Origin of the sequence: Paenibacillus wuxiensis (genome assembly GCF_040195695.1) — a bacterium.
GTDB classification, from domain to species: domain Bacteria; phylum Bacillota; class Bacilli; order Paenibacillales; family Paenibacillaceae; genus Paenibacillus_B; species Paenibacillus_B suaedae.
This window is the reverse complement of record NZ_JBEFZI010000003.1, coordinates 284,088-309,637: the sequence shown is the minus strand read 5'-3', so window position 1 is coordinate 309,637 and position 25,550 is coordinate 284,088. Positions and strand designations below refer to the sequence as shown.

Genomic DNA, 25,550 nt, shown 5'->3' with positions numbered 1-25,550 from the left:
GCCGGCTGCGGTTTCATTCAATCGTTCGATGCATCTATCGGTGCAAGCAGTTGTTACTTAATCGGTGTTGGCGGCTGTACCTTGTCGATGTAGAGAATCCCGTCGTATTGCTCGCGAGGTACGAATACCTCTGGCAGCACTCCGAAGTACAGTGCGGTACGCGGCTCGTCCATCCATGATGTCCCAGAGCCTTTCATTGCATAGCGCATATCGACGAAGGAATACGGCTGATTAGCTGTCTTCATAATGGATTCGATGGAGCTAGGCGGGAGCGGTTGAACCTCTAACGGCTCGCCCAAATTGTCATGGGTAGTTCCGCTTCCTGCATAGAGACCAATCGTGTAGCTATAAGGACCAAACATCGAGTCCTGCATAAGTTCACCCATGAATCGCCCTGCGACAGGCATGAATGATTGCTCCATTTTAGATTCGGCCTTGCTGATATGGGCATTGTGTCCCCAGACGATAATCTTTTCCATTGGATAGATTTCAGTTGCCAGCCAGAGCAGATTGTCGGCCATCGCCTTATCCCGCCATTCCATCATCTTCGTCGCTACTGCATAGTCGCCAGTCTGCGCAGCAATATTCGACTTGATCGACAGCTCGATGTACTCATCTACGACGCGAAGGCGGTCATCCAGCGTTCGGTTCACCATGGCAACGATATGCGGATTGTCCGGGTACAGGGCCTTCAACTGAGCTTCGTTGGCTGCAACCTTTGTCTTAACGTCTTTGTAAAGCTTTTGCAATTCCGGCTTCACTGCGGAGTAAGCAGCAAGGTCTTCGGAATTGGTCCAGCGGAACAGCTTCTTCTCGGTTTCAGCAAATTGCGTTGCTAGCTTTTCATCCTTCAGGATCTCTCCGTTGAGAAATGGTCCCAAGGATTGCATGTCAAATCCAGCAAGCTTAATCGGCGTTTCCGTTGACTGTGAATCTTGGATGTATTGGAACAATGGAGTCGTTTCTTTAGCCCACCATTGTGGAAATACGGATTTCTTCATCAATTGCTCCGCCTCGCTTGTCTTTACATTGCCGAACGCGGTTGCTGCATTACCGAGCGGTGATTCGAAGGCGATGACATTGAACCCAAGCTCCTGATGGAGAAATTGAATTAATCGTGTCTTGGCGGAATTGAATTCACCTACACCATGAGAGCTTTCGCCCAAGTATACGATGCGTTTATCCGACAAAAGCGGTTTCAGCATGTCCAAGTCTTTGAAACGCTCGCCTGTGACGGCCCCGTCTTTCGTGCTCTCTGGGGTGATGGTATCTAATGTATAAGCATTATTTTTAATCCATTTGTGCCAATCCTCTGTAAATTTTGTTGAAGATGTTCCGGCAATTGTTGTGCTTTGCATGCTAGTTGCTGCTGTTGCGGCTTGTCCATGTACAGTTGACTGCCAACTAAGCATTGAGCCTAATGCAATGACGGATGCAAACAATACAGGAATGCTTTTTCGTTTCCAAGTCGTCGAAAATGATTTCATAAAATGATGTCTCCTTACGATTTATAGTGATGAGTATGTAAACTGATACTATTTTCCGGGAAATACCGGTGAATATGATTGTAGCAGGAATAGATTGGTTTAAGCCATATGTTTGATGACGTATACGACAAGTATTGATACTCCGCAAGCAAGCAAAAATTGCAGACCCATCTTCGTTGTAGTCTTGTTCATAAACTCCCGGGCTCCTCTCGTGTCGTTGATGATCCAAGCATATCCTAAATGGAAGGCAATTGCCGTATATTCTGCTTGAATAGAGCAGCTTCTGGGATGAATGGAGCAGTTTGGGGGATGAATAGAAATGATGATTTTATGTGGACATTGTCGGAATGCCCCGGAAAAACGGTGTTTGAAGAATGTGAGGACTCCAATTGTAGACATACTATCCATAAGGGGAGCAGGCAAGCATTGAAGAATCTCTCTCTCAAGGAAGGGAACACTTATATAGATCGTTGATTCATTTAGTCACAATTGGTAAAGATGGGCTTACTCGGCTTGTGATGAAATTGGATGATAAACATAATGTTCGTATTTAGCTGGGTTATCTGGCTAATTTTCTGTGTTATATTGGAATATATGTGACCTAAAAACGAATAAATGTACAAATTTATTGACAAAGAATCGCCTTTCTAATAAGATGCCTAAGTGTTAGTTTTGTTGCTTATGAAAGGAGCAGCTTGATCCAATGGAAAAATGGTTTAAATTAAAAGAAAACGGAACGAACGCGCGCACAGAAGTGACGGCGGGCATTACAACGTTCTTAACGATGGTATATATCGTTGTCGTGAATCCAGCGATATTGTCGAGTGCTGGAGTTCCATTCCAGCAAGTGTTTACCGCAACGGTAATCTCGGCAATTATCGGTACGTTATATATGGCTTTGTTCGCGAATCACCCAATTGCTGTAGCACCAGGAATGGGGATGAATGCATACTTTGCTTCTGTAGTAGCTTCACAGGGTGTGAGCTATCAGGCTGTATTTGGAGCAGTGTTCCTGGCAGGTATTATCTTCTTGTTGCTGACGTTTACGAAGCTGCGTGAAACGCTTATTGAGTCAATTCCCAGTTCGTTGAAGTTTGGGATTACGGCAGGCATTGGCCTCTTTATCGCTTTTATCGGCTTGAAATCCTCCGGTATTGTCGTGCCGAATGAGGCAACCATGATTGCTTTCGGGGATTTGCATAAACCGGTAACGGTGCTAACCTTGGCGGGATTGTTCATCACGCTTATCCTGATGGCCCGTAAGATACAGGGTGCCCTGTTCATCGGTATGGCAGCTACGGCGCTTATCGGTTACTTCATGGGCTTGATGAAGTTTGACGGCTTTATTGCGCTTCCAACAGCACCAGTGCTGTTCGATGTGGATATAGCGGGTGTATTCTCTCATGGCCTATACACAGTTGTATTTGCCTTCTTGCTCGTTACGATCTTCGATACAACGGGTACGATGATTGGGGTAGCGGAGCAGGCAGGTCTAATGAAGAACAATCAATTTCCGCGTGCGAAACAGGCATTGATGGCGGATGCGCTTGCGACAACAGCAGGTTCTTTGATGGGGACGACACCATCCAGTGCGTACATTGAATCTTCGGCAGGTGTTGCTGCTGGTGGACGTACAGGATTGACCTCCGTTGTTGTAGCGGGGTTGTTCTTCCTGTCCCTATTCTTCTCGCCGGTTCTCGCAGGGATTTCATCCTTGCCAGCGATTACAGCTCCAGTGCTTATTATTGTTGGCTGCTTCATGATGGACGGGCTTGCACGTATTAAATGGAAAGAGTTCGACGAAGCTTTCCCGGCATTTGCGATTCTGATCAGTATGCCGCTTACATCCAGCATTGCTACAGGTATTGCGATTGGCTTCATTACGTATCCGCTTATGAAGCTATTCAGCGGCAAAGGGAAAGAAGTCCATCCGATTCTATATGTATTTGGCGTAATTTTCGCTATTCAAATGGCTTTCTTCCCAGCCCACTAAGGTTGTTGGCAGGAATCCAATATCGTAAGGAAAAGCCTCGGAACTCAGCTCCGGGGCTTTTTTATATTTTTGAATTCGGATCAAACCCTTATTTGTTGTAAGTCGTCTGATAGGCTAGGAGTGGTCGTAGTGGCATAAAGTGTACACGAACTGGGAAATTTATAGGTAATGTGAATGCCCCAATATGATCCAACAAATGAAGAAGTTTCTTTATGAATCCATATCTTGATAATTGTATACTAATAAAGTGTCTGCACACATAATTGTAACATATTTCCACAAGTAGTGAGAGGAGCTTTTGCAACATGAACCGCAACGACGATAACAAAAAGCTTCGATGGTATAACATTGCCTTGATAGCTTTCGTCTCCGTGTGGGGGTTTGGCAACGTTGTTAATAACTATGCAAACCAAGGGTTAACGGTTGTAACATCTTGGATACTTATTATCGCGCTGTATTTCGTGCCTTACGCACTGATGGTTGGACAAATGGGTTCAACATTCAAAAACGATCAAGGCGGCGTTAGTTCCTGGGTAAAAGAAACGATGGGACCTACAGTCGCTTATTTGGCTGCTTGGACGTACTGGGTTGTTCACATTCCATATCTGGCTCAGAAGCCGCAAGGGATCCTGATCGCACTCGGCTGGACAGTAACAGGCAGTGGGAACTTTATTAATCAGTTTTCCACATTGACGCTGCAGCTTATCTGCTTGGCCGTATTTCTCGTATTCCTGTGGGTTGCTTCCCGCGGGCTCAATTCCTTGAAGAAGATCGGTACGATTGCAGGGATGTCCATCTTCATTATGTCGCTTCTGTACATTGTACTTGCGGTGACAGCACCTGCACTGACGGGCGCGACGATTGCGACGGCAGATATGTCGGTCAGCTCGTTCATTCCGGACTTTAACTTCGCGTACTTTACAACATTGTCCATGCTCGTATTTGCCGTAGGTGGAGCAGAGAAAATCTCACCATACGTCAACAATACGAACAATCCTTCGAAGGAATTCCCTCGCGGGATGCTGATTCTGGCGGGGATGGTTGCTGTATGTGCCTTGCTCGGTTCGTTCGCAATGGGCATGATGTTCGATTCGAACAACATTCCGGCAGATTTGAAGATGAACGGACAGTACTATGCGTTCAAGATGCTTGGTGAATATTATGGAATCGGCAATACATTCCTCGTGCTGTATGCGATAGCGAACACACTTGCACAAATTTCGGCGTTGGCCTTCTCTATCGATGCACCACTGAAAGTATTGCTGCTTGATGCGGACAAGAAGTTCGTGCCTCAGAAGCTGATGAAGACGAACGAGCGCAACACGCCAGTCAATGGATACATTATGACGGCTGTGCTTGTAGGGATTCTGATTGTTATTCCGGCGATCGGAATTGGCAACATGAACTCGCTCTTCAACTGGCTGCTTGATCTGAACTCGATCGTAATGCCGCTTCGTTACCTATGGGTATTCGCAGCCTTCATGGCGCTCATGAAGCTAGGGGACAAGTTCCAATCCGATTATAAATTTGTGAAAAATCGCAAGGTCGGCTTCGTGATCGGTTTGTGGTGTTTCGTCTTTACGGCTTTTGCTTGTATTATGGGGATGTTCCCTAAAGTTGAGGCATTTACGTCAGAATGGTACTTCCAGCTAATGCTGAACGTCATCACGCCATTCATTTTGCTTGGTTTAGGCTTGATCTTGCCGATGATCGCAAGGCTGGGCAAGAACAATCGATAAGATGCGTATTTATGAATAGGACAGGAGCTCAAGCTAAGCTTGGGCTCCTTTTTTGTGTGCTTGCCTAGCAAGCGTGCAACATTACATCTTTCGCAGCAAGTAGGTCTCGATTAGCGCGGCAATGCCAGCGACAGCTAATAATACGATAAATGGATAGGTGACGGGGGCGTAGAACTGCAGTGCTGTCAGCAAGGTGGCACACCAAATGCCTGTACACCAATGGCAGCTTATTAGTGAGCCCAGCCAATAGCGAAGCCCCTTGCCTCTTGGTTCCGTAATTCGCGATACATTGCCATTCTCATCGGTTACATACGTAACAGACAAAAAAGGCTTGCGCAGCCATTCCATAATGTCGTCATAGACGAGCAGATGGGTCAGGCGAAAGGAAGCCAGCGCTAATATGAACAGCTCAATCCAGGTGATCATCATACATTCTCCTTTCCGCTTGGCAGATGTCGACATGTCCAATCCATCTAGTGAGAGACTGCATATGCTAGAAACGGATATAGGGAATGGAGGTGACAGATGATGTGCTTCTGCAACCAGATGAATAAGGTCAGCAGCCCAATCAAGGTCATTCAGAGTGATGCGAAGCCGCAATCTCCGCAGGGCATTCAGATGACAGCACGGAAAGTTGAAGCGGTATCTGCAATTAAGCCGATTCGATAAGTCATGTAGCTGGTAAGATGTACTCCAACATATGCATTGGTCCACAGCAAGGTGATTTCAGTTCATGGGAAGGCTCCTGCTCCTACCTTAAGGCCTGTTCCGTCATAAGACGGGCAGGCTCTTTTTGTGTTACCTATCAAATTGGACTTGAGCAGACACACTTCTTATCATGCGGAGTGTGTTTTCTTTGCTTTTCTGTGTGAAAAAGAGGGGTGTTTTTGCGGCCTTGCTTGTTGTCAAAAAGGTAGGGTATAATAGTGACATTAACTAAGAAAACTACTTTTGTTTTTATAGTTTTATGTCGGCGTGAATGGAGGGAATTTCATGCGCGAACGGATTATGAAGGCATTTATAGAGGAGTTGCAAGACAAAGGGATCAAATTCACGATGGATGATTTGGCGCGTCGACTTGGGATGAGCAAGCGCACTTTGTATGAGCATTTCTCTTCAAAAGCGGAACTGCTAGATACGATCATAGAACAGACGATGCACGAAAGTGATGCGAAGACTGAACAAATCATGAAGAATGACACCTTGTCGCTTCTGGATAAATTGAAAGCGGTAATGACCGTGCTTCCGAATCACTTTGAGCTGTATGACAACCGAATCTTGGAGCAAATGAAGCGCGTATACCCTGAGCAGTGGTCAAAGATTGATAAGGCTCTCCGGGATGATTGGGAGATGCTGCGAATCTTGCTGGAGCAGGGGATGGAGGAAGGCATCATATTAAGGCACAATGCGGCCTTTATCGTGAAGGTAATTACGGATGCGTTCAATTCAACCTTGGATCAGCGATTTTTTGCTAAGCAGAACATTTCGCTGCCGGATGCATTAAAGTCGATTGCAGATATTATGCTGTATGGGCTTGTTGCTAGAGATCAATCTGAGGAACAAAGATAATCCATGCAAGGGGATTTATCTTGTCGCTAATGCAAGGCTCATGCTTCACACTGGGGACATGAGGTCGTTCATATTGGAATCATCAGGTTATATCGACTGAACCATTAGGCTCAGTCTTTTGCCTAAGAAAACTTATAAAAACAAATTAGTTTTAGGAGTGGGATTATGTCTTTCATGAGGCAGATTAGTCGCGCACAGTGGATTGGCCTCGTGCTCGTTATCGGTATTTTATTTATTGACATGTTGTTGTACAGTTTGTTCATTCCAGTCGTGCCGTATTTTACAACCGAGTATGCGATGTCTTCGACCACACTTGGTATTCTGTTCGGCAGTTATGCAGCAGCTCTGTTCATTACCACGCCTTTTTTCGGGCGGGTTGCAGATAAATTTGGCAGACGCAAGACGATCTTAACGGGTCTTGTGTTCATGATGATATCTACCATGCTGTTCGTATTCTCGCAAACGACGGCAATGCTCATTACGGCTCGCTTCCTGCAAGGCTTAGCTGCGGCTGCGTCATGGACAGCAGCAATGGCGCTGCTGGCTGATCTGTTCTCTGGGCCGGTACGCGGAGCGGCAATGGGCTTCGCCATGACAGGGATATCATCGGGCTCCCTGCTCGGAGCTCCAATTGGAGGCTGGTTGTTTGAGATTGGCGATCACCATACGCCATTCTGGTTCGCAGCAGCATTGACGGCAGTTATTTCGATCATTGTCGTGTTTGCACTGCGCGAACCTGTCAGAGAGGAGCGTCAGGCCGAAGGAGGAGGCACGTTCTCCCTGCTGCGGCATCGGACGATTCTATTCGTTGCTTCGATTATCCTGCTTGCTGAGACGACATTGACGATGCTGGAGCCACTCCTTCCGGTCTATGTTACTGAGCAATTCCAGATGTCTCCGCTTGCGCTTGGCATGCTGTTCGGTGTCATGACACTGAGCTATGGAATGATCGCTCCAATAGCGGGAACACTTACAGCCAAGCATAATCCTTTCCGACTCATGCTAATAGGGCTTGTTGGTTTGGCGCTCACGTTACCATTAATCGCATTTGCAGGCAATGTGACTCTATTGATGATGGCAGGCTGCTTGGTAGGGGCAGCAGTAGGATTTACGCTGTCGCCGACATTGCCAACATTAGGTGCCATCGTGGATGGCGATTCATCGGGCGGTGATTATGGGGTGGCATACGCCCTATTCAATATGATTCATGCGGCGGGGATGATGCTTGGACCAATCGCTGGAGGAGTGTTGACGGATACGCTGCCAGTGTCGTCCTCGCTCATTGTCATTAGCGTGATCATTGTATCAGCCGTGTTCGGCTTGAGCTTGCTGAAGCGCCGCCATAAGCAGACCTTCTCCATAAGCATGAGCGGAGTAGAACCAGCGCAGACGATGAAGGCTAACGGCAAGAGCGTATATAATAATTGATGATCGGAATCAATGAAGTGTAATTTCGATAATCTTGATGTAGGGAAGCTGTCTCGTCTATGATGGATGAGACAGCTTTTTTATCGTATGGAGGATGGAAATGAGCGGGAATCATTTACCGATAGATGATGTATTGCCAGAATTGAAATCGGCGCTGAGCAGCCATACAGGGGCGGTATTGGTAGCTGAGCCAGGTGCGGGGAAGACGACCCGTGTACCGCTGTCGCTGCTGGATGAGTCATGGCTCCAAGGGCTGCGGATTCTCATGCTGGAGCCGCGGCGTATTGCAGCGCGTTCTGCTGCACGCTACATGGCTCGTGCACTGGGTGAGCAGGCCGGTGAGACAGTAGGATATCGCGTACGTTTGGATACGTGCATAAGTAAAAAGACGCGCATTGAGGTCATTACGGAGGGAATTCTGACGCGCATGCTCCAAGAGGATCCTTCCTTGGAAGGGGTAGGACTCGTCATATTCGATGAGTTCCATGAGCGGCATTTGCATGCAGATGTCGGCTTGGCCCTCACCGCCGAATCACAATCTGTCTTGCGCGAGGATCTCCGTATCCTCGTGATGTCGGCGACGCTTGAGGCAGAACCAGTCGCGGCCATGCTGGGAGGAGCGCCAATAGTGGTCAGCAAGGGTCGCAGTTATCCGGTCGAGACGATATATGCTGAACGGCGTGAAGATACTCTACTTGAGCCGCGTATCGTAAGGACGATTAAGCTGGCGCTTCATCGTCATGAAGGAGACATCATGGTATTCCTCCCTGGAGCGGGGGAGATTCGACGCGTGCAGACTGATCTGGAGAAGGAGTTGACGAGGAACGGGTGGAATGAACGTGCATATATTGCCCCATTATATGGACAACTGTCGGCGGCTGCACAAGATGCTGCGATCAGTCCCTCAACGAATGGGATGCGCAAGATCGTGCTGGCTACTGCCATAGCAGAGACGAGCCTAACTGTGGAAGGAGTACGGATCGTGATCGACAGCGGTCAGATGCGAGTGCCGCGCTTCTCTCCACGTACAGGCCTTACGCGGCTGGAGACGGTTCCGGTGTCACGTGCCTCAGCCGATCAGCGCCGTGGTCGTGCGGGTCGTCTTGGGCCTGGGGTCTGTTACCGATTGTGGACGAGAGAAGAAGAGAGACAGCTCCCAGCACATCATGTGCCGGAGATACTTGCGGCTGATCTCGCCTCGTTAGCATTGGAGCTGGCTGCATGGGGGACGGAGGCATCTGATCTGAAGTGGCTGACTCCGCCGCCTCCTGCAGCACTGCAACAAGCGGAAGAACTGCTCGTTCATCTCGGAGCGCTGTCCGAGTCCGGCACACTGACTTCGCACGGTCGTACGCTGGCCAAATTGGGGCTTCATCCTCGCTTCGCACATATGATCGTGAAGGGGATGGAGCTTGGACTGGGAGAAGCAGCATGTACGCTAGCTGCGCTGCTGGAGGAGCGGGATGTCATTCGCCATAGTGGTAGCAGTGCTAACTCAAGGGGGGGATTCGGGCAAGCGGGACAGCCACCTGCAGCGTTGAACCCCGATTTAGGACTGCGCATGGAACTGTTGACGCTAGGAATACATTCACCATCACGTCATTCTCGTCAAGGGGATGTCGATGAGAGTGTGCTGCGACGGATTCGTGAGCAGGCGAAGCAGTACAAGTTAGTCATCCGTATGGGACAGGATGATAAGCAACTAGTACAGCGCAATGCGGATTTAGCAGACGAGGAAGCATGGAGTTTACTTGCTGCCTTCGCTTATCCGGATCGGATTGCCGAGCGTCGTTCGGATGGGCGCTACCTGCTGCGCAATGGACGCGGCGCGGCCTTTACCCAAGCTGCTGCAAGCGGAACCCTGCTGGCACAGTCGCCTTATATTGTGGCGGTGCAGCTTGACGATGCTGGCACCGATGGTCGGATTGTGCTTGCAGCGTCACTTGGCAGGGCGGTGCTGGAGCGTTACTTCGCGAGGGAGTTTACACGGGAAGACCTGATTGCTTGGGATCGGACGACCCAGTCGGTTCGAGCTCGGGAACGCGTTCGTCTAGGGGCGCTCACGCTTAAGGATATGCCGCACAGCGCACCTGATGCAGATGCGGTGCAGCATGCCTTGCTGGAAGGCATCGTCCAAGAGGGGCTTGCCCTCCTGCCATGGACGAAGCCGGCGCGCCAGTGGCAGGCGAGGCTCCAATTCATGCACCGGCACCTGCCTGAGGAATGGCCGGATGCCAGTGAAGAAGCCCTCTTAGCCACCTTGGAGGAGTGGCTAGGCCCGCATATATACGGTATGCGCAGTCGTGATGAACTTGGCAAGCTTAGCCTTACGACGGTATTCGAGTCGATGCTGACGTGGGAACAGCGCCAGCAGCTTGATAAGGAGGCGCCGACACATATTGCAGTGCCAAGCGGTTCGCGCATTGCGGTCGATTATCAGGATCCTGATCGTCCGCTGCTGGCTGTACGGCTGCAGGAAGTATTCGGCCTGCACGATACGCCGCGCATTGCGGGCGGACGAGTGGCACTGACGATGCACTTGCTCTCGCCAGCACAGAGGCCTGTACAGGTAACGCAGGATTTGGCCAGCTTTTGGGCGACGACTTATTTTGACGTGAAGAAGGATTTGAAGGGGCGCTATCCCAAACATTATTGGCCGGATAATCCTCTAGAGGCGATTGCGACCCGGCGCACCAGACCGGCTCCGGATAAGAAATAGACTTGGGTATGCAATGTTAAGATCCCTCACTGGCCATTGGTATGTGAATATAAAATTCGATATAATAGATCATACAGGAAATGACCAACGGGTCTAATGAATAGTAGGTAGTAATAACGATAACTATAGGCTTGTACTTAGTGGAGGTGATGGTGCATGTCACATGCACTCGTGTCATCACAGTTGATGTCACTGATTGTGTCCTTGTGTGCGGGGACGGGGGTAATCGTACTGCGTCTGCGTGCGGCGAACAAGCCGACCTCAATGAAGAAGATAATCATGCCGCCTATCGGTATGGCAACTGGATTCGGTATGTTCATCATACCTGCGATGCGTATACCGTGGCTATGGGCGATCGGAGCTTTCCTCGCAGGGGCATTGATCTTCGCCTATCCGCTTATTCGCACATCCCGGTTCGAACGAATTGGCGAGGAAGTATATTTGAAGCGATCGAATATGTTCATTGTCGTCATTGTTGGATTGCTCGTACTGCGGCTCATTCTGCATGATGTTGTGGAGCAGTATGTGTCAATCTCACAGAGTGCGTCCATGTTCTTTATTCTGGCATTCGGCATGCTGCTGCCATGGCGCTTGGCTATGATGATGCAGTATAAGAAGCTGATGGCAGAAAGAGTGGAGCAGTAAGAATTGTTGAGAGGTTAAGGTAAATAAGAAGCTGTACCCGCCTTCATTGTAAGGTTGGGTGCAGCTTTTTTGCATTGTGTTAGAAGGACGGAGGGTTGCTGGATTTGAATACCTGTCCACGAGAACGTGACGGGTGTCATTGTCCTGTTGTGTGCTGAGCGTCATCATGGAAGGACTAGAAGCACGTGTGCTAACAGGAAAAAGGATGGGATTACGACATGGCACAACAAGACTCACAACATACTTCTCGGCAAGCTTCCTCATCTAACATGCAGCAGCCTTATCAGGGTGCGGCTTGCGCGAAACAAGAGCCAAATTCAGAAAACAATGAGGGCGCCTCTACCTGTTCACAAGGAGCTTCAACTTCAACCACTCATTGCAATAGCCAATATGCAGCTGACAAGGCTTCTTCTAGTCAGCCAATGGTGACTTGGCGTCCTTCACGGTTCAATGCGCAGACTAAGGTTGATGATGGAGGGCTCGTACTATATAACAGCTATTCTGGAGCAATTGCTTCGTTCTCTGCGGAAGAACAGACACGAGTGCTGTCTTGGCTGCGGCCGGGACAGGCTGAGGTGGAACCGAACAATGCTGTCTATCGCGATTTATTGGAGCATGGCTTCCTTGTTCCGGCTTACACGGACGAGATGCGGCGCGCACAGTTCCTTCATCAGGCGATGCACCAGCTTGATGCGATGCATTTGGTACTGCTTGTAACAGAAGCGTGCAACTTCCGCTGCAACTACTGTTACGAATACTTCCCACGGGGCAATATGCGGGACGAAGTCGTAGAGGGATTAATTGCCTATATGGAGCAGCGGGCCAAGACGCTCAACTTCTTGACCATCAGCTGGCATGGGGGCGAGCCGCTGCTTGCTCCGCATGTGATCGAGCAGCTGTCGACCGCGTTCATCGATGTTTGCGACAAATACGATGTCGCTTATCAAGCGGAAATATCCACGAATGGATATTACTTAACACGGGAGCTGTTCGAACAACTGTTAGATTTACATATTGATCGGTACATGGTTACGATTGATGGTCCTGCTGAAGTGCACAATGCGCGAAGAGGATTATTTGGGGGCGGAGATACCTATGAGCGCATCATTGCGAATTTGCTCTCGCTTAAGCAGGTGAAGCGCCCATTCGAGATTAACATTCGCGTGAACTTTGACAACAGTAATCTGGATGCGGTTCATGCATTCATCCCTGTGCTGCATGACTTGTTCGGCGCTGACAAGCGGTTCTCCGTCTACTTCCGTCCAGTCGGCTGCATGGGGGGAGAGAATGATCTGATGCTCCCGGTATGTGATGCCCGCACTAAGGATAAGGAGATATGGGCATTGAATGAAGAAGCTATCCAGGCAGGCTTGCAAGTAAGCTCCTTCATTAAGGACATTTTGCTGCCGACAGGGGCGGTCTGCTATGCGGCGAAGCCGAACTCGATGATTGTCGGATCAGATGGCAATTTGTATAAGTGCTCGGTAGCACTTGAACAAGCGAACAATCAATTAGGGTGTATTCATGGAGATGGGACATTAGAGCTCGATATGGACAAAATGGCCGTCTGGACCACTTCCGGTGAAGAAACAGATGAGAACTGTCAATCCTGCTTCTTCCGCCCAGCCTGTCAGGGTAATCACTGCCCTTTATATCGGATGCGGTCAGGCGAGCGGCCATGCTCCTATGAGAAGCGACAGATTAAGCAGGTGCTGCGTACGATTTGGCTTCAATCTGTAGAGCACATGTCAGCTATTCAATAACTATAGCGACCTAGGCCTTGTCATTCTGACAGCGGGTCTTGCATATGCTGAACATCCAATGATCGCAAGGAGGTGAGTAAGAAAGTGAAAGTGATTCGCCCAGCAGCGAAGCCAACATCCATCAAGACTGGACGCTTGTCCAAGTCTGTACCTGGAAGCTTGAGCTAATCCATATTCATATGTCTAAGCTTATGTTTGTCACAGCAGAAATGCTGCGATTGTATGTAACGCCAAAAGCCTGGGAACCCCACTCCCAGGCTTTTCTCTATTTCCCTGCAACAAGAATTAATCGCAACAAGGCATGAAAGGATAGACATCTCAACATTCCGGTTACATTACGCCGTTCCCCACACAACACCAAGCTCTTTCAGATATTGGCGGTAGGCGATGCTGACACGGTCGCATTTTAGTGACAGCTCGACTTGCAAATCAAGCGGCAGATCCTCTGGTTTCTGATTTTCTACGATTGGCTTGTCCTGCGCGAATATCATGTCTTGGAACTTTACGATCTCTTCGTCTGATAGGCCCGGATCATAACTGAAGGACAGAACCCCGTAAGCTACAGAGGTCGTTGCATCCTTCGGCTGCACCGTAAGCAGAATAGACATGAGATGTCCGGTCTCCTTATCGCGCTTCGTGAACTTCACTGTAAGCGGACGGGCAATCTCGTACGTATAATAGACATTCTTCGCTTGACCGGAACCGTCTGGATCGGGCTGAAATACTTCAATTTCCTCAGAACGGATGCCCTCCGGTACACGATGAACTCGGTAATCCCCAATCTCTGTGTGTGTTTCTACACCTAAGTAGCCCTCATGGACGACAGCGAGATGACCTACATCGAGGAAGTTCTCTACAATGCGCGGTGGCTTGGCTTCTACGGACTGCGGCCCCCATATTACATTGCGCCAGCCCTCGGCACCGAACTCTTCGAATGGAAACCATGGTGTATCCGTATTGCCGAGATTGACCCATATAAGGCCATAACGCTCCTCACAACCGTACGTAATCGCATGCGCCTTCTTCGGAATGGCTTGATCCGTTGGCAGCTGTGGAATGCGTGAACAAGCGCCGGAGCCCTCGAACTCCCATGCATGATACGGACAGACAAGCTTCCCATCCTTCACACAGCCTAGCGACAGCGCAGCCCCGCGATGCACACACAAATCCTTGAACGCATGCACGCCTTCTTCTGTCCGAAAAATGACGACACGCTCTCCCATTATCAGCACCTGCAGCGGCTTCTCCTGCACATCCTGTGCACGGCAAGCAACAATCCATTCATTACGCAATACGGCATCATTTACGATCATGATGTAGACAGTCTCCTTTTTAAAGATCCGGGTATCCATAGCTGAATCCGAATGTAATGTTCTTAATCTATTGGATGAAATAAATGCAATCTTCGTATTATTGCTGTTTACACATCTATTTTAGGAAATATATTGGGATGAGTCAACACAAAACACGAACAATAATTAAATATAAATAATAAACATTCGTAATTTATCTATACAAAATGAAATGTTCCCTCTATAATCAGGGTGTGATCAAAATCATAACGAACGTTACAGCATACGTGGGGGGAAATGAGCACACATGGAACAATCAGCGAAGTCGAACACGCTTGTCGTTGGGGTGGATGATAAGATTGGTGCCGGGAAGGCCTTTCTATTAGGACTCCAGCACGTGTTGGCTATGGATTTGTACATCGCACCGATCATTATTGCAGGCTTGCTGTCACTAAATGCAACTGACACATCATTCTTTATTCAAATGTGCTTTATCGGAACAGGAATTGCGACCTTAATCCAAACGGGCTTCGGCTTGCGGCTGCCAGTCGTACAGGGGCCGTCCTATGTGCCTATCGGCGCGATGGGGGCGATTGGAAGCAAGCTTGGATTAGGGGCCATGACAGGGAGCTTAATACCGGGGGCATTGCTCATGATGCTGCTCGGCATGCCGATGAAATGGTTCGCGAAGGCTGTACGCCGTATGATTCCCCCGCTGGTAGGGGGAACCGTAATACTGATTGTCGGTATTTCCTTGATGCCAACGGGAATGAACAATATTTATCGTGCAGAAGGAGACTTGTGGACGAATATTCTCATCGCTGCTGTATCAGCGGGGATTCTTATTGTTTGTATGCTTCTTGGACGGCAATCGAAGAAGCTGGGTACGGTATCGCGCCTCATTTCGGTCATTGTGGCTATTGTCTCGGGTACGCTGTTTGCATCCATGTTTGGCAAGGTTGATTTCTCACGGGTAGCAGAGGCTGACGCATTTTCGATTCCTAGCTTTTTCCCATTCGGTGCGCCTGAATTCAATCTCAGTGCGATTATGACGATGATGTTCGTCTACTTCATCATTCTGATTGAAACAACAGGAACGTGGTTCGTTATTTCTTCCATTACAGGCAAGGAGCTCACGGATGAGCGCTTGAACCGTGCTGCGGCTGGGGAAGGCCTAGGCTGCTTCGTTGGGGCATTGTTCGGAGGAACGCCAATGACAGGCTATTCTTCCAATGCAGGACTGATCGCGGTTACAGGTGTAGGAAGCCGGATGGCAATTATGGCAGGCGGCGGTATCTTGATAGCGCTTGGTCTGATGCCGAAGCTGTCTGCAGCGATTACATGCATTCCAGAGCCAGTTATTAACGGCATATTCGGTGTTGTCTGTGTAGCCATTGTCGTGAATGGATTGAAGGTCATTCAATTCGTTGACTTGGATGAGCGTGCGATGATGATTATTGGCGTGCCAATCCTGCTTACGATGGCTGTAACTGTACTTCCTGAGGGCGCCTTGACGGGTCTGCCTGATTTCGCGGTATACGTATTGTCCTCCGGTATTACTGTCGGGGCGCTGGCGGCATTGATTCTGAATTTGGTTATCCCAAGCGGCAAGAGGAAAGGTATGTCGGAATCCACTGTGGTGGGTTCTGGCGGGGAACAGACGGCCTAGTAGAACCTTGTGTGCTTATGGTTCAATCTGAAGTACGTTTTGCGTAATTCAATAGTAGTCATATATACAGAGAAATAAAGAAGGCAGCAAGCGATGCTTGCTGCCTTTTGCTGTGTTGTTCTATCCAATCATGATCTTGCCCTCTGGGTAACGATACAGAGACTGTTCCTTGCGGTTGCCGAGCGCATAGGCGAGTGTCATTGGACCAATCCGGCCGATGAACATGGTGGCACAGATGACGAACTTGCCGAATGCCGACATTTCAGGTGTAAGCCCCATGGACAATCCTACGGTTGCTACAGCGGACACTGTCTCGAAGAGTAAGGTGATAAACGGCTGATCTTCCGTTATCGCCAGCAGCATAGATACACCGAGTACCATGAAGATGGCAAGGAAGATAATCGTCAACGCCTTGATGATCTGATCCTTAGCAAGCCGATGACGGAACAGCACCGCATCTTCGCGTCCGCGCAGCATCGCGTATACGGCAGCCAAGAGGATAGCAAACGTCGTCGTCTTAATCCCGCCGCCCGCAGAGCCTGGAGAAGCGCCGATGAACATAAGAATAATAAGACCGAACTGTGTGACCTGCTTCATATGAGACACATCTACCGTTGTCGTTCCCGAGGAACGAGCGGAGATAGACTGGAAGAAGGATGCGTATATTTTGCCGTCCCAATTGAGCGATCCTAGCGTGTATGCATTTTGGAACTCGAAGATAAAGATGAAGATAGCTCCTGCGACGACCAGAATACCGGTCATGGACAATACCACCTTCGAGTGCAGCGTCAATCGTCGCGATTTCGGAAATTCATACAATTCTGCAAGTACGATGAAGCCAAGTCCGCCAGACAGCACGAGGAAGATGGCAACTACATTCGTTACGAAATCATCCACATGCAATTGGAAGCTGGAACCGAACAGGTCGAATCCCCCGTTGTTGAACAGGGAGATCGAATGGAACAGTCCGTAATAGAAGGATTGCAGCAGCGGCATGTCGAATGCCCAGCGCAGCGTCAGTATAATGGTTCCCGTTCCTTGGATGATAAAAACAAATATAATCACGCGGCGAATGGTTCGTACAATGCCTTCCATGCTATTTGCGTTGATCGACTCCTGCAAAATAAGTCGTTCCCGCAAGGAAATGCGCTTGCCGAGCATGAGATAGAAGAGCAGGGCCACGGACATGAAGCCGATGCCGCCAATTTGTACGAGTGATATAATTACGCCTTGTCCAAATGCAGAGTAGGTTGTCCCAATATCAACAACAACCAGACCGGTTACGCATACCGCAGAAGTAGCGGTGAACAAGGCATCAATGAAGGAAAGGGAGTGTCCAGCTGCCAATGATATCGGCAGCATCAAGATGCATGTCCCAATTGTGATAATGGACAAAAAACCAAGAACCAGCACACGGGCAGGCGTCCAATGCATCGTCCGTTTTCTCCATGAAGTCATGTGAACGTCTCCTTTAGCCATAAATAAGTAGTGAGGAAGGATCGAATCCTGTTTCAATATCTTGCGTACGTTGGATCATCATTCGGGTCGATCATTTTCCAAAACGTTCACTAGTATATCGTTCCCCAGAGTGGATGTAAATGGTCGATTTTCATTTACGAACATTTTCCTATTTTATAAAGAACATTGCAAGGGCAGTTGAACAGTCGGCTAAGTGAGTTCATAAGGGGTCGAGATGTGATAGATCTGAATGGGAAAGTGGAGAGAAGTTGACGCTGTGGAGAGGCACTGAGAGAGTGCTTATCGAGTCAAAGAAAAATGAGGAACCGGGTTGCATTCGGACTAACATTTTAAATCGAGCCGCTTGAGTTATGAGCTTGTACTTAGGTGTGGAGCGTTGTTCGGATGTTATCTTATGTGCTCAAATGATGGGATGGCATGCTGTCGAGACTTTGAGAAGAGTAGGGTGCCGTTCAAGACACCCATAACTTTCCATATACCTTCCAATTTACGAATCCTCGGCTAATCCAATATGTCGATACATGAAGCACGATAAATGCGATAAGCAATGTGGGTTGAATAATTGCAAATGCAGCCCATAATATGACTAAAATCCATGGAGACAGCTTCTGCAGCATCTGCGCAGGCCACCATACGAAGCGGAACCAAGGGTGAGATTTCTGCAGGGCATCCATATATTCTACTCTTACCTGATTATCTTCAGGATTAAGACGTATGGCATCTTGCATGAATTGCATGGCGCGTTCGGGCTCACCGCGCTGATCCGCTGCCCAAGCAAGCTGCATAAGCGTGTAGGAATGTCTTTCCTGCCATGCTAATGCATTGCGTTCTGCTTCGCGGGATTCTGGATAACGTTTTAATTGCGCCAGTACATAGCTATAGGTAGCGTAAGCAATGCCGGCAGGCTCGATGTCAATGCTGCGTTCCAGCGACAGGAGCGCTTGATCCAGTGCGCCTTTGCGCAGCTGGTACTGTGCAAGCAGCAGATGAGGCGTAGGATCTTCCTCAGTTACCGCAGCAAGCTGCCTCGCAGCAGTCTCGAAGGCTGGCCATTCTTGACGCTCGTAATAGATGGACATGCGCACGCGCCAGGCGTCAGGCAGTCTTGTATCGCGTTTCAACGCTTCAGAGGCCCAATAGAGCGCTTGATCGGGTGCGACAGGCTTATGGACGACTGCTGTCAGCGCCATGACGGTCGGGTGCTCTGGATACTGCTGCTGCAGACGCATTGCTTCCTCCAATGCTTCTTGGTATCTCTGCTTCTGATATAATTCATTCACGTGATGAATCGCCTCTTGGAGACGGACTCTAGCCTCTACTTCCTCAGCTGTGGCTTGCTCTTCAGCGGTCTCACTCGGCTGTTCATTCACCGTGGCTTGTTCTCGTTCCTCATTGTCTACTTGTGGCATCCTCCATCACCTCCATGATGTACTCCATTGTTGTCTGTATTGCATTGCAAATCCATGATTGTTGAAATGATGGATTGACGTGTATACCTAATCAGTCCTCATCGTTATGTGTCCGGTTTCGGGTTCATTCCTTCACTTATCTATGGGAGGACATCGTCTCTTAGACTGCAATGAATGGCATTAACCCCTCAAGTGAAGTTGACAATATTGTAGACCTACATCGCGTCTGGGGCAAGGGGAAGCGGGCTTCCATTTTCTAATAATATTTAATTCGATTTGCTGCAGGGGAAGCTTCAAGGGTGAATTTGCACGAATAGCCGATGCTACCCAGCACCTGCTCAATCAAGTGCCGGATAACATCGGGACATAAGAGGTGTGTTGTTCATTGGAGCTGACAACGACGTGCTACGATATTTCTTTTGCCCATTGATGGAGCGTGTTGTCGCTTGGCAGCATCCAAGTGAGGAGGCCGATTAAGGGGAGAAATCCACACACGATCATTACAGCTTCAATCCCCCATGTATCAATGAAATAACCAAGTGCCAATGCGCCAATCCCGCCCATTCCGAAGGCAAATCCCGTAATTAGCCCCGATACGGTTCCGATGTTGCCGGGATGCAGCAGCTGCGCGTATATGACGGTAACCGAGAAGCTGGATAGGAGGATGAATCCTGTAATCGCGAGCACAACACCGGCCCAGAACAGCGGCAGATAAGGCAGTACAAGGGCAAGGGGAGCAGTGCCGAGCATCGATGCTAGAATAAGATTGCGTCTTCCAAAACGATCTGCAAGCGGGCCGCCGAAGAATGTTCCCACTGCCCCTGCTCCGAGGAATAAGAAAATATAAATTTGCGCATCATCGAGCGTCAAATGATAGGCTTCCATCAAGTAAAACGAATAATAGCTGCCAATGGCGGCAGTGTACCACGAACGCGCGAAGACGAGCACAACTAAAATAATTGTAGCGGATTGAATACGGCTGCGCTTCGATGGATCCATCGTGCGTGCCTGGTGCCGCTTCTTGAATGCATAACCGCTATCGAGCATCGCTCGATACCAGCGTGCAATATAGGTTTGTACCGCGATACCTGCCCCTGCAACGAATGTAAATACGAGCGCGCCTGATTGTCCGAAGGGGATGAATATCCACTTGGTCAGCATCGGTGCAAGGGATTGCCCTGCATTGCCGCCAACTTGGAAGATGGATTGGGCCAGCCCTTTGCGGGCGCCGGCAGCCATATGGGCTACTCTCATCCCTTCTGGATGGAAGGCGGCTGATCCGAAGCCGACGAGCACAACGGCAAGCAGCACCAGAATATAATTCGGTGCATAGGCAAGCAGCAATACACCAGCGAAGGTGAAGCACATGCCGATAGGAAGCAGTGCAGGTGTTGGTCTGCGATCCGCAGCATACCCAACCACAGGCTGAAGCAGGGAGGCAGTCACGTTAATCGCAAAGGAGATCCAACCGATCTGGGCGTATGTAAGATTCATCGATGACTTGAGGATAGGGAAGATTGCTGGAATAACAGCCTGAATCGAATCATTGAACAAGTGAACGAAGCTGATCGCAAGCAGAATGCGGAATATGGTGTCCGCTTGAAGATGTGCTTTTGGCTCCAAGCTTGGGGACTCCGTTCGTGATGGCGAATGTCCCTGTGAGGATGCTGCAATAGATGATGAAGATGATTTGTTGTCCATGGAAGAACTCCTTTCCTGAGGCGAATCCATAGCAGAGCAGTGATCGACATTGGAAATCAGGCGAAAGAGCTGCCTTGTCGGCTCAGCCGGTGGTTCATAGTTCTAATAAGATGAAGTTTCAAGGGTGAGAGAAAATCTATTTCTAAGGTGAACGATTGTCATAAGGATGGAATGATGTAACGATAATCGTTTTTGATCATTGTTGCAATATAGAAAATGGCCCTTATCTTGGAGAAAATTAGAAAATATCTCGCAAGACAGAGCCATATCTTAGATTTTCACAATCAGAACAGTAGATGTGCAGCGATTGCGATAATCGGCAATGTAATTAACGTACGGAGCAGGAAAATAATAAATAGATCCTTCATATTGACAGGCAGCTTGGAGCCTAACAGCAATCCACCTACCTCAGACATATAGATGAGCTGCGTGACGGATAGAGCGGCAATGACGAACCTGGTCATCTCACTTTCGATGCCAGAACCCAGCACCGTAGGCAGAAACATGTCCGCGAATCCAACCAATATCGTCTGCGAAGCCGCCGCTGCTTCGGGGAGTCCCAACAGCTGCAAAATCGGGATGAACGGTGCGCCGAGCCATTGGAAGATTGGGGTATACTCTGCAATGGCTACGGCGACAGTGCCGATGGCCATAACAACGGGAATCACGCCAATCCATAGGTCAATCGTATTTTTACAGCCTTCCCGCATGAAGGAACCGGCTCCTTCATGTTGTCGTGCCTTGCTTACCGCTTGACGAAGTCCCCATTGCCAAGGGCTCCATGCAGATGGGATCGATTCATCCTCTGCTGGGGTTGCACCTGGCGCATACGTGTCTGGCTTGCGCGACAACGGCGGTATGCGCGGCATAATGATGGCTGCGATCATGCCAGCTAATGTGACCGTCACATAGAACGGAAGAAACATATGCGCCAGGTTCACGTTGCTTAAAACGATGAAGCTGAAAGTTATAGATACGGCTGTGAATGTTGTGCCGATTACGGCAGCTTCACGCTTCGTATAGTACCCAGCCTCGTACTGTTTGCTTGTCATCATGACTCCGATTGTACCGTCGCCAAGCCATGATGCCATACAGTTGATGGAAGAACGGCCCGGCAAGGTGAAGATAGGCCGCATAATCTTGGTCATAAGCGTACCGAAAAATTCAAGCAGTCCGAAATCAACCAATAGCGGCAGGAGCAGGCCAGCGAGCATAAATACGACGAACAAGCCTGGAATCAAGCTCGTAAGCAGCATGCCTCCAGTATGCTCCGACCATATCCATTCAGGTCCAATCTGGAAATAGGTGATGAAAGCAAATATCATGCCTACCGTCCGTGCGGCGAACCAGAAGGGAGAGATGGCGAACAGTGCCTTCCATAATGGAAGCTGCAGCAGATTAGCCGGCTTCCGCAAGTAAGTATAAGCCGTCCCCAGCCACGCCAATACAATGATGACTGTGGCGGCAAGCGGGAGCCACGGCGCAAGCCATTGTCCGATGAGCTTGGCCAGAAATGCAATGGGTACGGTCACTTCACCATTCCATGGAATCGGAATGACGAAGAGAAACAATCCGAGCAAGGATGGAATTGCGAAATGCAGCAGTCCACCCATATTCAATTGCTGGGAATGCAAGGGATCTTGCTGATTGTTGTCGTTCTTAGCTATCATGTATGAATAAGTCTCCTTGGAGTGCGGTATATTTATGCAACATCGTTTACTTTAATACAAATAGAGTTGAATTCCAAGAGTTGAATGGTTAGCAAAAAGTGACAATAAAATAAGGTGCAGCACACCTGTATTTTCTATGTTTTGATAATCTCTTCTAAGTCATTCATTGCGAGGTGTATCTAGGAGTCAACAGAGCAGTTCTTGACTTCATTCGGTTCGTGCGAAATACTTGATGCATCGGCTGCTTCTATGTATGAAGCAGATCAGGGAGGAGTACAAGCATGTATGTTGTAGAGCTAAGCTATACGAAGCCGATGAGCGATGTGGATGTATATTTGGATGCCCATCGTGCCTTTTTGGACGAGCATTATTCGAGAGGTGTATTTCTGCTATCCGGGCCGAAGGAGCCTCGTACAGGCGGAATTATCGTCGTTGATGCGCAGACAGAGGAGGAAGCTCGCTTCTATATCGAGCAGGATCCTTTCTTTGTACATGGTGTGGCGAAATATCATTATATTGCCTTCCGTCCTACGAAGGCAGATGCGAGCCTGCAAGCGCGTTTATTTCAGAAGTAAGGCCGTTAAGCAGGGCTGATAACACTAAAAAAGCGAGACTGTTCGCCGTGTTCGGCAGTCTCACTTCATTTATGTACAGCTTATCCTTCTGCATGCTGTGCGCTAACTTGTCTCTGATACGTCTTCCACATGGCCTCACCGGTACATAAGCCAACAGCCACGAATGTACCCAGATTATTAGTAAGATGACCCAAAACCGCACCTAATGCGATTCCGGAATATAACCAAAATGCTCTCTTCGATTTCAATGCGCTCCAAGTCCAAGTGTTCTTTTCATTTTGCTTCTTCATCATTTGATTCAACGTCCCCTCGATTGATTTGATACCCTTATTCTATAGGCATCTATATGTTCATTCCTTATATTCCGGTTGAAAAGTACCTATTGTCGGTTGAAAGGAGCAATAGGAGGGGGGAATGGAAACATATTTGAAATAACGAACAGCGGAGCAGTAGAGCAGAAGCGCTTAGCTGCATAGGCTATAGTAAAAGCACGAGCTGCAGGTATTCCGTATAATTATCGCCAGGAAGGCGACGATTTGTTCAGATTTTAAAACATCGATAAATGTTTCAAGTTCTTCTACGGAATTGAATTTCATTCTTTCCGAAGAATCGGTAGAGTTCAAGGATAACTGTTCTGATCCAATAGAATCAGGAAAGAAAATTTCAACATCGCCGTCATACTTTTTTTCAATAGCCTTCAATTGTTCTTTCTGGTCGAACGTTAAAACGTTTTTCCTTCTTCAGCAAACGCAGAACTTGCCAGTGAAAAAATCGGTACTAGTGAAAAAAACAATGAAGTAAGTTTTTAGACATGTAATACTCTCCTAATTTTTTGTGTATATGTAAGTTTCAATGGTAAAAAGGAGATTGTGTTGATGAAAAGTAAATTTATTTTTGTTGTTAGCTTGATCTTGCCTTTTCTTTTATTACTAATTGGAAATAATGGCAAACAATTAGGATTTCCGGTTCCCTTTGTTTTCTATGGTCCAAAGGAGCCGTTAGGTCATGCAAGTGAAGTTTTTTTATGGAGAAATGCAGTAGAATGTTCATGGAGGCTTGATTTATATGCGGTAAATGTCTTTATCGTGTATGGCATTCTACTTTTAGTACGAAATACAGTTAAACAGGTAACAACAAGAATTTTTTGTAAGTGAGAGTATAATCTCTCAAGTGTCACGTTATCGAATGAAGAATAATAAACGATTCGTTCTACTTTGGTGACAAGCGCATATAATCCAGATTATATACTCGATTTTCCCGCCTTACTTATATGGAGCAGGAACTCTAAGGTTTATTCGAAGAGACGATGATGTTCAACATGGATATTGCTTGAGAAGCTGCATCCAGATGTAGTGCGGGGGTGAGAGGATTTAACAGATCTCTTACAGGAAGCGCTTACAAAAAATAATAACAATGTGCCCATACTCATTCTCCACTATTTGATCTGCGGTTGGAACCGGGCATCTACGAATGAGGCTGATACGAATTATGGAATTAGGCGTTCATCCAGAAGTATGGCAAATCGGCATGCTGGAGCTTACCCTGCGTGTCATCACTGCCGTTGTGTTGGGCGGAGCAATTGGATTAGAGCGCGAATTTGGGGAGCATGCGGCTGGATTCCGTACGCATATTCTCGTTTGTCTTGGTTCTGCGCTCATTATGATGTTGTCGAGTTACGGCTTTTCAAGCTTTATTTATGAAACGAATGTACGCATGGATCCTGCCCGGCTAGCAGCTCAAGTGATTAGTGGGATCGGATTTCTTGGTGCGGGAACGATACTTAGGACGGGCATGACCGTATCAGGACTAACGACTGCCGCCTCTTTATGGGTAGTTGCCGCGATAGGCTTGGCGGTTGGAGCAGGCTTCTACTACGGAGCGCTACTGACCGCATTTACAGCATTCTTCAGCTTATTCATGTTGAACAAGCTGGAGAAGAAATTCTCGCTCTTCTCGAAATCTGCCTCTGTAAGGCAGCTTGCGCTTGTTATTTCGGACGGACCGCTTCATATCGGGAAGGTTCTATTTATTCTGAAGGAACAGAACATTGCCATATCGGACATTTCCATTGAACCTGTGGATCGAGGAGCGGAGGCTAGAGCAACCGTCTATCCACCATTAGAGGAATCAAGTGAACTAGATAGCTATTGCTGTGTGCTGCTGCAGGTAACATTGAAATGCCGTACATGGCATATCGATAAGCTGCTGGAGAAGCTGCTTTCTGAGCCGTGCGTGAGGGCTGTGAAGCATTTTGGCATCGATGAATCGACCGCGGAGAAGAGCAGATGGGGTCTTAGTGACTTGTTCGAACGCAAGCAGGAGGGTCAATCTGTAGAAGAGCAATCCAAGTAATACCTGCATCACACAAAGACAGCACAGCCGAGAGCGTGTACTCTTCCAGGGCTGTGCTGT

General features: G+C 48.4%; 20 protein-coding genes. 12 read left to right on the top strand and 8 right to left on the bottom strand.

Annotation, left to right across the window (positions count from 1 at the left end; all coding sequences use genetic code 11):
- Nucleotides 1–53 precede the first annotated feature (53 nt).
- A complete protein-coding gene (locus ABN764_RS07655; RefSeq protein ID WP_446671468.1) occupies nt 54–1,487 on the bottom strand; it encodes an erythromycin esterase family protein in 1,434 nt (477 codons plus the stop codon).
- A 703-nt stretch (nt 1,488–2,190) separates the two neighbouring features.
- Here ABN764_RS07655 and ABN764_RS07650 point away from each other — a divergent pair.
- Together ABN764_RS07650 and ABN764_RS07645 are read left to right on the top strand one after the other, a co-directional pair.
- Nucleotides 2,191–3,480, top strand: coding sequence for an NCS2 family permease (locus ABN764_RS07650; protein ID WP_072729141.1), 1,290 nt, complete (start codon nt 2,191–2,193; stop codon nt 3,478–3,480).
- Between the two features lie 305 nt (nt 3,481–3,785).
- Nucleotides 3,786–5,219 carry an amino acid permease gene (locus ABN764_RS07645; RefSeq protein WP_028533352.1) on the top strand — a complete coding sequence of 478 codons (1,434 nt, stop codon included), beginning with the start codon at nt 3,786–3,788 and terminating at the stop codon, nt 5,217–5,219.
- 81 nt (nt 5,220–5,300) lie between these two features.
- Here the strand turns inward: ABN764_RS07645 and ABN764_RS07640 are convergent, their stop codons facing one another.
- On the bottom strand, nt 5,301–5,645 hold the full coding sequence (locus tag ABN764_RS07640) for a DUF1360 domain-containing protein (RefSeq protein ID WP_021257289.1): 345 nt from the start codon (nt 5,643–5,645) through the stop codon (nt 5,301–5,303).
- A 99-nt stretch (nt 5,646–5,744) separates the two neighbouring features.
- Here ABN764_RS07640 and ABN764_RS07635 point away from each other — a divergent pair, with 99 nt between their 5' ends.
- From ABN764_RS07635 to ABN764_RS07610, 6 genes are all read left to right on the top strand, one after another.
- Nucleotides 5,745–5,888, top strand: coding sequence for a hypothetical protein (locus ABN764_RS07635; protein ID WP_155987347.1), 144 nt, complete (start codon nt 5,745–5,747; stop codon nt 5,886–5,888).
- A 324-nt stretch (nt 5,889–6,212) separates the two neighbouring features.
- Nucleotides 6,213–6,788, top strand: coding sequence for a TetR/AcrR family transcriptional regulator (locus ABN764_RS07630; protein WP_446671467.1), 576 nt, complete (start codon nt 6,213–6,215; stop codon nt 6,786–6,788).
- Nucleotides 6,789–6,953: 165 nt separating this feature from the next.
- Nucleotides 6,954–8,216 (top strand): MFS transporter, encoded by a 1,263-nt coding sequence (locus ABN764_RS07625; protein ID WP_446671466.1) that lies wholly within the window; start codon nt 6,954–6,956, stop codon nt 8,214–8,216.
- 100 nt (nt 8,217–8,316) lie between these two features.
- A complete protein-coding gene (hrpB, locus tag ABN764_RS07620) occupies nt 8,317–10,935 on the top strand; it encodes an ATP-dependent helicase HrpB (RefSeq protein WP_446671465.1) in 2,619 nt (872 codons plus the stop codon).
- 156 nt (nt 10,936–11,091) lie between these two features.
- A complete protein-coding gene (locus ABN764_RS07615; RefSeq protein WP_021257284.1) occupies nt 11,092–11,580 on the top strand; it encodes a CcdC family protein in 489 nt (162 codons plus the stop codon).
- Between the two features lie 422 nt (nt 11,581–12,002).
- The gene (locus tag ABN764_RS07610) at nt 12,003–13,343 is read left to right on the top strand and encodes a radical SAM protein (RefSeq protein WP_446671641.1); all 1,341 of its coding nucleotides are present in this window, start codon (nt 12,003–12,005) and stop codon (nt 13,341–13,343) included.
- A 335-nt stretch (nt 13,344–13,678) separates the two neighbouring features.
- Here ABN764_RS07610 and ABN764_RS07605 read toward each other — a convergent pair whose 3' ends face one another.
- Complete coding sequence (locus tag ABN764_RS07605) at nt 13,679–14,656, bottom strand: Rieske 2Fe-2S domain-containing protein (RefSeq protein WP_268624161.1); 978 nt, start codon at nt 14,654–14,656, stop codon at nt 13,679–13,681.
- A 286-nt stretch (nt 14,657–14,942) separates the two neighbouring features.
- Between ABN764_RS07605 and ABN764_RS07600 the strand changes: the two genes are divergently transcribed.
- A complete protein-coding gene (locus ABN764_RS07600) occupies nt 14,943–16,304 on the top strand; it encodes a nucleobase:cation symporter-2 family protein (protein ID WP_072729136.1) in 1,362 nt (453 codons plus the stop codon).
- 120 nt (nt 16,305–16,424) lie between these two features.
- Here the strand turns inward: ABN764_RS07600 and ABN764_RS07595 are convergent, their stop codons facing one another.
- The 4 genes from ABN764_RS07595 to ABN764_RS07580 form a co-directional block, all read right to left on the bottom strand.
- Nucleotides 16,425–17,762 (bottom strand): TrkH family potassium uptake protein, encoded by a 1,338-nt coding sequence (locus ABN764_RS07595; protein WP_028533357.1) that lies wholly within the window; start codon nt 17,760–17,762, stop codon nt 16,425–16,427.
- Between the two features lie 473 nt (nt 17,763–18,235).
- Nucleotides 18,236–19,192 (bottom strand): tetratricopeptide repeat protein, encoded by a 957-nt coding sequence (locus tag ABN764_RS07590; protein ID WP_021257279.1) that lies wholly within the window; start codon nt 19,190–19,192, stop codon nt 18,236–18,238.
- Between the two features lie 405 nt (nt 19,193–19,597).
- Nucleotides 19,598–20,893 (bottom strand): MFS transporter, encoded by a 1,296-nt coding sequence (locus ABN764_RS07585; protein ID WP_021257278.1) that lies wholly within the window; start codon nt 20,891–20,893, stop codon nt 19,598–19,600.
- Nucleotides 20,894–21,177: 284 nt separating this feature from the next.
- On the bottom strand, nt 21,178–22,563 hold the full coding sequence (locus tag ABN764_RS07580; protein ID WP_446671464.1) for a YjiH family protein: 1,386 nt from the start codon (nt 22,561–22,563) through the stop codon (nt 21,178–21,180).
- A 281-nt stretch (nt 22,564–22,844) separates the two neighbouring features.
- On the opposite strand from ABN764_RS07580, the gene ABN764_RS07575 reads away from it, so the two are divergent.
- Nucleotides 22,845–23,138: a YciI family protein gene (locus tag ABN764_RS07575; RefSeq protein WP_174808781.1), complete on the top strand. Its 294-nt coding sequence runs from the start codon at nt 22,845–22,847 to the stop codon at nt 23,136–23,138.
- An 80-nt stretch (nt 23,139–23,218) separates the two neighbouring features.
- Here ABN764_RS07575 and ABN764_RS07570 read toward each other — a convergent pair whose 3' ends face one another.
- Nucleotides 23,219–23,431 (bottom strand): hypothetical protein, encoded by a 213-nt coding sequence (locus ABN764_RS07570; RefSeq protein WP_174808780.1) that lies wholly within the window; start codon nt 23,429–23,431, stop codon nt 23,219–23,221.
- 582 nt (nt 23,432–24,013) lie between these two features.
- Between ABN764_RS07570 and ABN764_RS07565 the strand changes: the two genes are divergently transcribed.
- Nucleotides 24,014–24,292: a hypothetical protein gene (locus ABN764_RS07565; protein WP_138188523.1), complete on the top strand. Its 279-nt coding sequence runs from the start codon at nt 24,014–24,016 to the stop codon at nt 24,290–24,292.
- Between the two features lie 334 nt (nt 24,293–24,626).
- Entirely contained in the window at nt 24,627–25,490 is an 864-nt protein-coding gene (locus ABN764_RS07560; RefSeq protein WP_446671463.1) for an MgtC/SapB family protein, read from the top strand.
- Nucleotides 25,491–25,550: the final 60 nt, after the last annotated feature.

What these genes read in the sequence shown, in the direction of transcription:
- ABN764_RS07655 (WP_446671468.1), bottom strand. Translation starts at nt 1,487, where the DNA reads ATGAAATCATTTTCGACGACTTGGAAACGAAAAAGCATTCCTGTATTG.
- ABN764_RS07650 (WP_072729141.1), top strand. Translation starts at nt 2,191, where the DNA reads ATGGAAAAATGGTTTAAATTAAAAGAAAACGGAACGAACGCGCGCACA.
- ABN764_RS07645 (WP_028533352.1), top strand. Translation starts at nt 3,786, where the DNA reads ATGAACCGCAACGACGATAACAAAAAGCTTCGATGGTATAACATTGCC.
- ABN764_RS07640 (WP_021257289.1), bottom strand. Translation starts at nt 5,645, where the DNA reads ATGATCACCTGGATTGAGCTGTTCATATTAGCGCTGGCTTCCTTTCGC.
- ABN764_RS07635 (WP_155987347.1), top strand. Translation starts at nt 5,745, where the DNA reads ATGATGTGCTTCTGCAACCAGATGAATAAGGTCAGCAGCCCAATCAAG.
- ABN764_RS07630 (WP_446671467.1), top strand. Translation starts at nt 6,213, where the DNA reads ATGCGCGAACGGATTATGAAGGCATTTATAGAGGAGTTGCAAGACAAA.
- ABN764_RS07625 (WP_446671466.1), top strand. Translation starts at nt 6,954, where the DNA reads ATGTCTTTCATGAGGCAGATTAGTCGCGCACAGTGGATTGGCCTCGTG.
- hrpB (WP_446671465.1), top strand. Translation starts at nt 8,317, where the DNA reads ATGAGCGGGAATCATTTACCGATAGATGATGTATTGCCAGAATTGAAA.
- ABN764_RS07615 (WP_021257284.1), top strand. Translation starts at nt 11,092, where the DNA reads ATGTCACATGCACTCGTGTCATCACAGTTGATGTCACTGATTGTGTCC.
- ABN764_RS07610 (WP_446671641.1), top strand. Translation starts at nt 12,003, where the DNA reads ATGGTGACTTGGCGTCCTTCACGGTTCAATGCGCAGACTAAGGTTGAT.
- ABN764_RS07605 (WP_268624161.1), bottom strand. Translation starts at nt 14,656, where the DNA reads ATGATCGTAAATGATGCCGTATTGCGTAATGAATGGATTGTTGCTTGC.
- ABN764_RS07600 (WP_072729136.1), top strand. Translation starts at nt 14,943, where the DNA reads ATGGAACAATCAGCGAAGTCGAACACGCTTGTCGTTGGGGTGGATGAT.
- ABN764_RS07595 (WP_028533357.1), bottom strand. Translation starts at nt 17,762, where the DNA reads ATGACTTCATGGAGAAAACGGACGATGCATTGGACGCCTGCCCGTGTG.
- ABN764_RS07590 (WP_021257279.1), bottom strand. Translation starts at nt 19,192, where the DNA reads ATGCCACAAGTAGACAATGAGGAACGAGAACAAGCCACGGTGAATGAA.
- ABN764_RS07585 (WP_021257278.1), bottom strand. Translation starts at nt 20,893, where the DNA reads ATGGACAACAAATCATCTTCATCATCTATTGCAGCATCCTCACAGGGA.
- ABN764_RS07580 (WP_446671464.1), bottom strand. Translation starts at nt 22,563, where the DNA reads ATGATAGCTAAGAACGACAACAATCAGCAAGATCCCTTGCATTCCCAG.
- ABN764_RS07575 (WP_174808781.1), top strand. Translation starts at nt 22,845, where the DNA reads ATGTATGTTGTAGAGCTAAGCTATACGAAGCCGATGAGCGATGTGGAT.
- ABN764_RS07570 (WP_174808780.1), bottom strand. Translation starts at nt 23,431, where the DNA reads ATGATGAAGAAGCAAAATGAAAAGAACACTTGGACTTGGAGCGCATTG.
- ABN764_RS07565 (WP_138188523.1), top strand. Translation starts at nt 24,014, where the DNA reads ATGAAAAGTAAATTTATTTTTGTTGTTAGCTTGATCTTGCCTTTTCTT.
- ABN764_RS07560 (WP_446671463.1), top strand. Translation starts at nt 24,627, where the DNA reads ATGGAATTAGGCGTTCATCCAGAAGTATGGCAAATCGGCATGCTGGAG.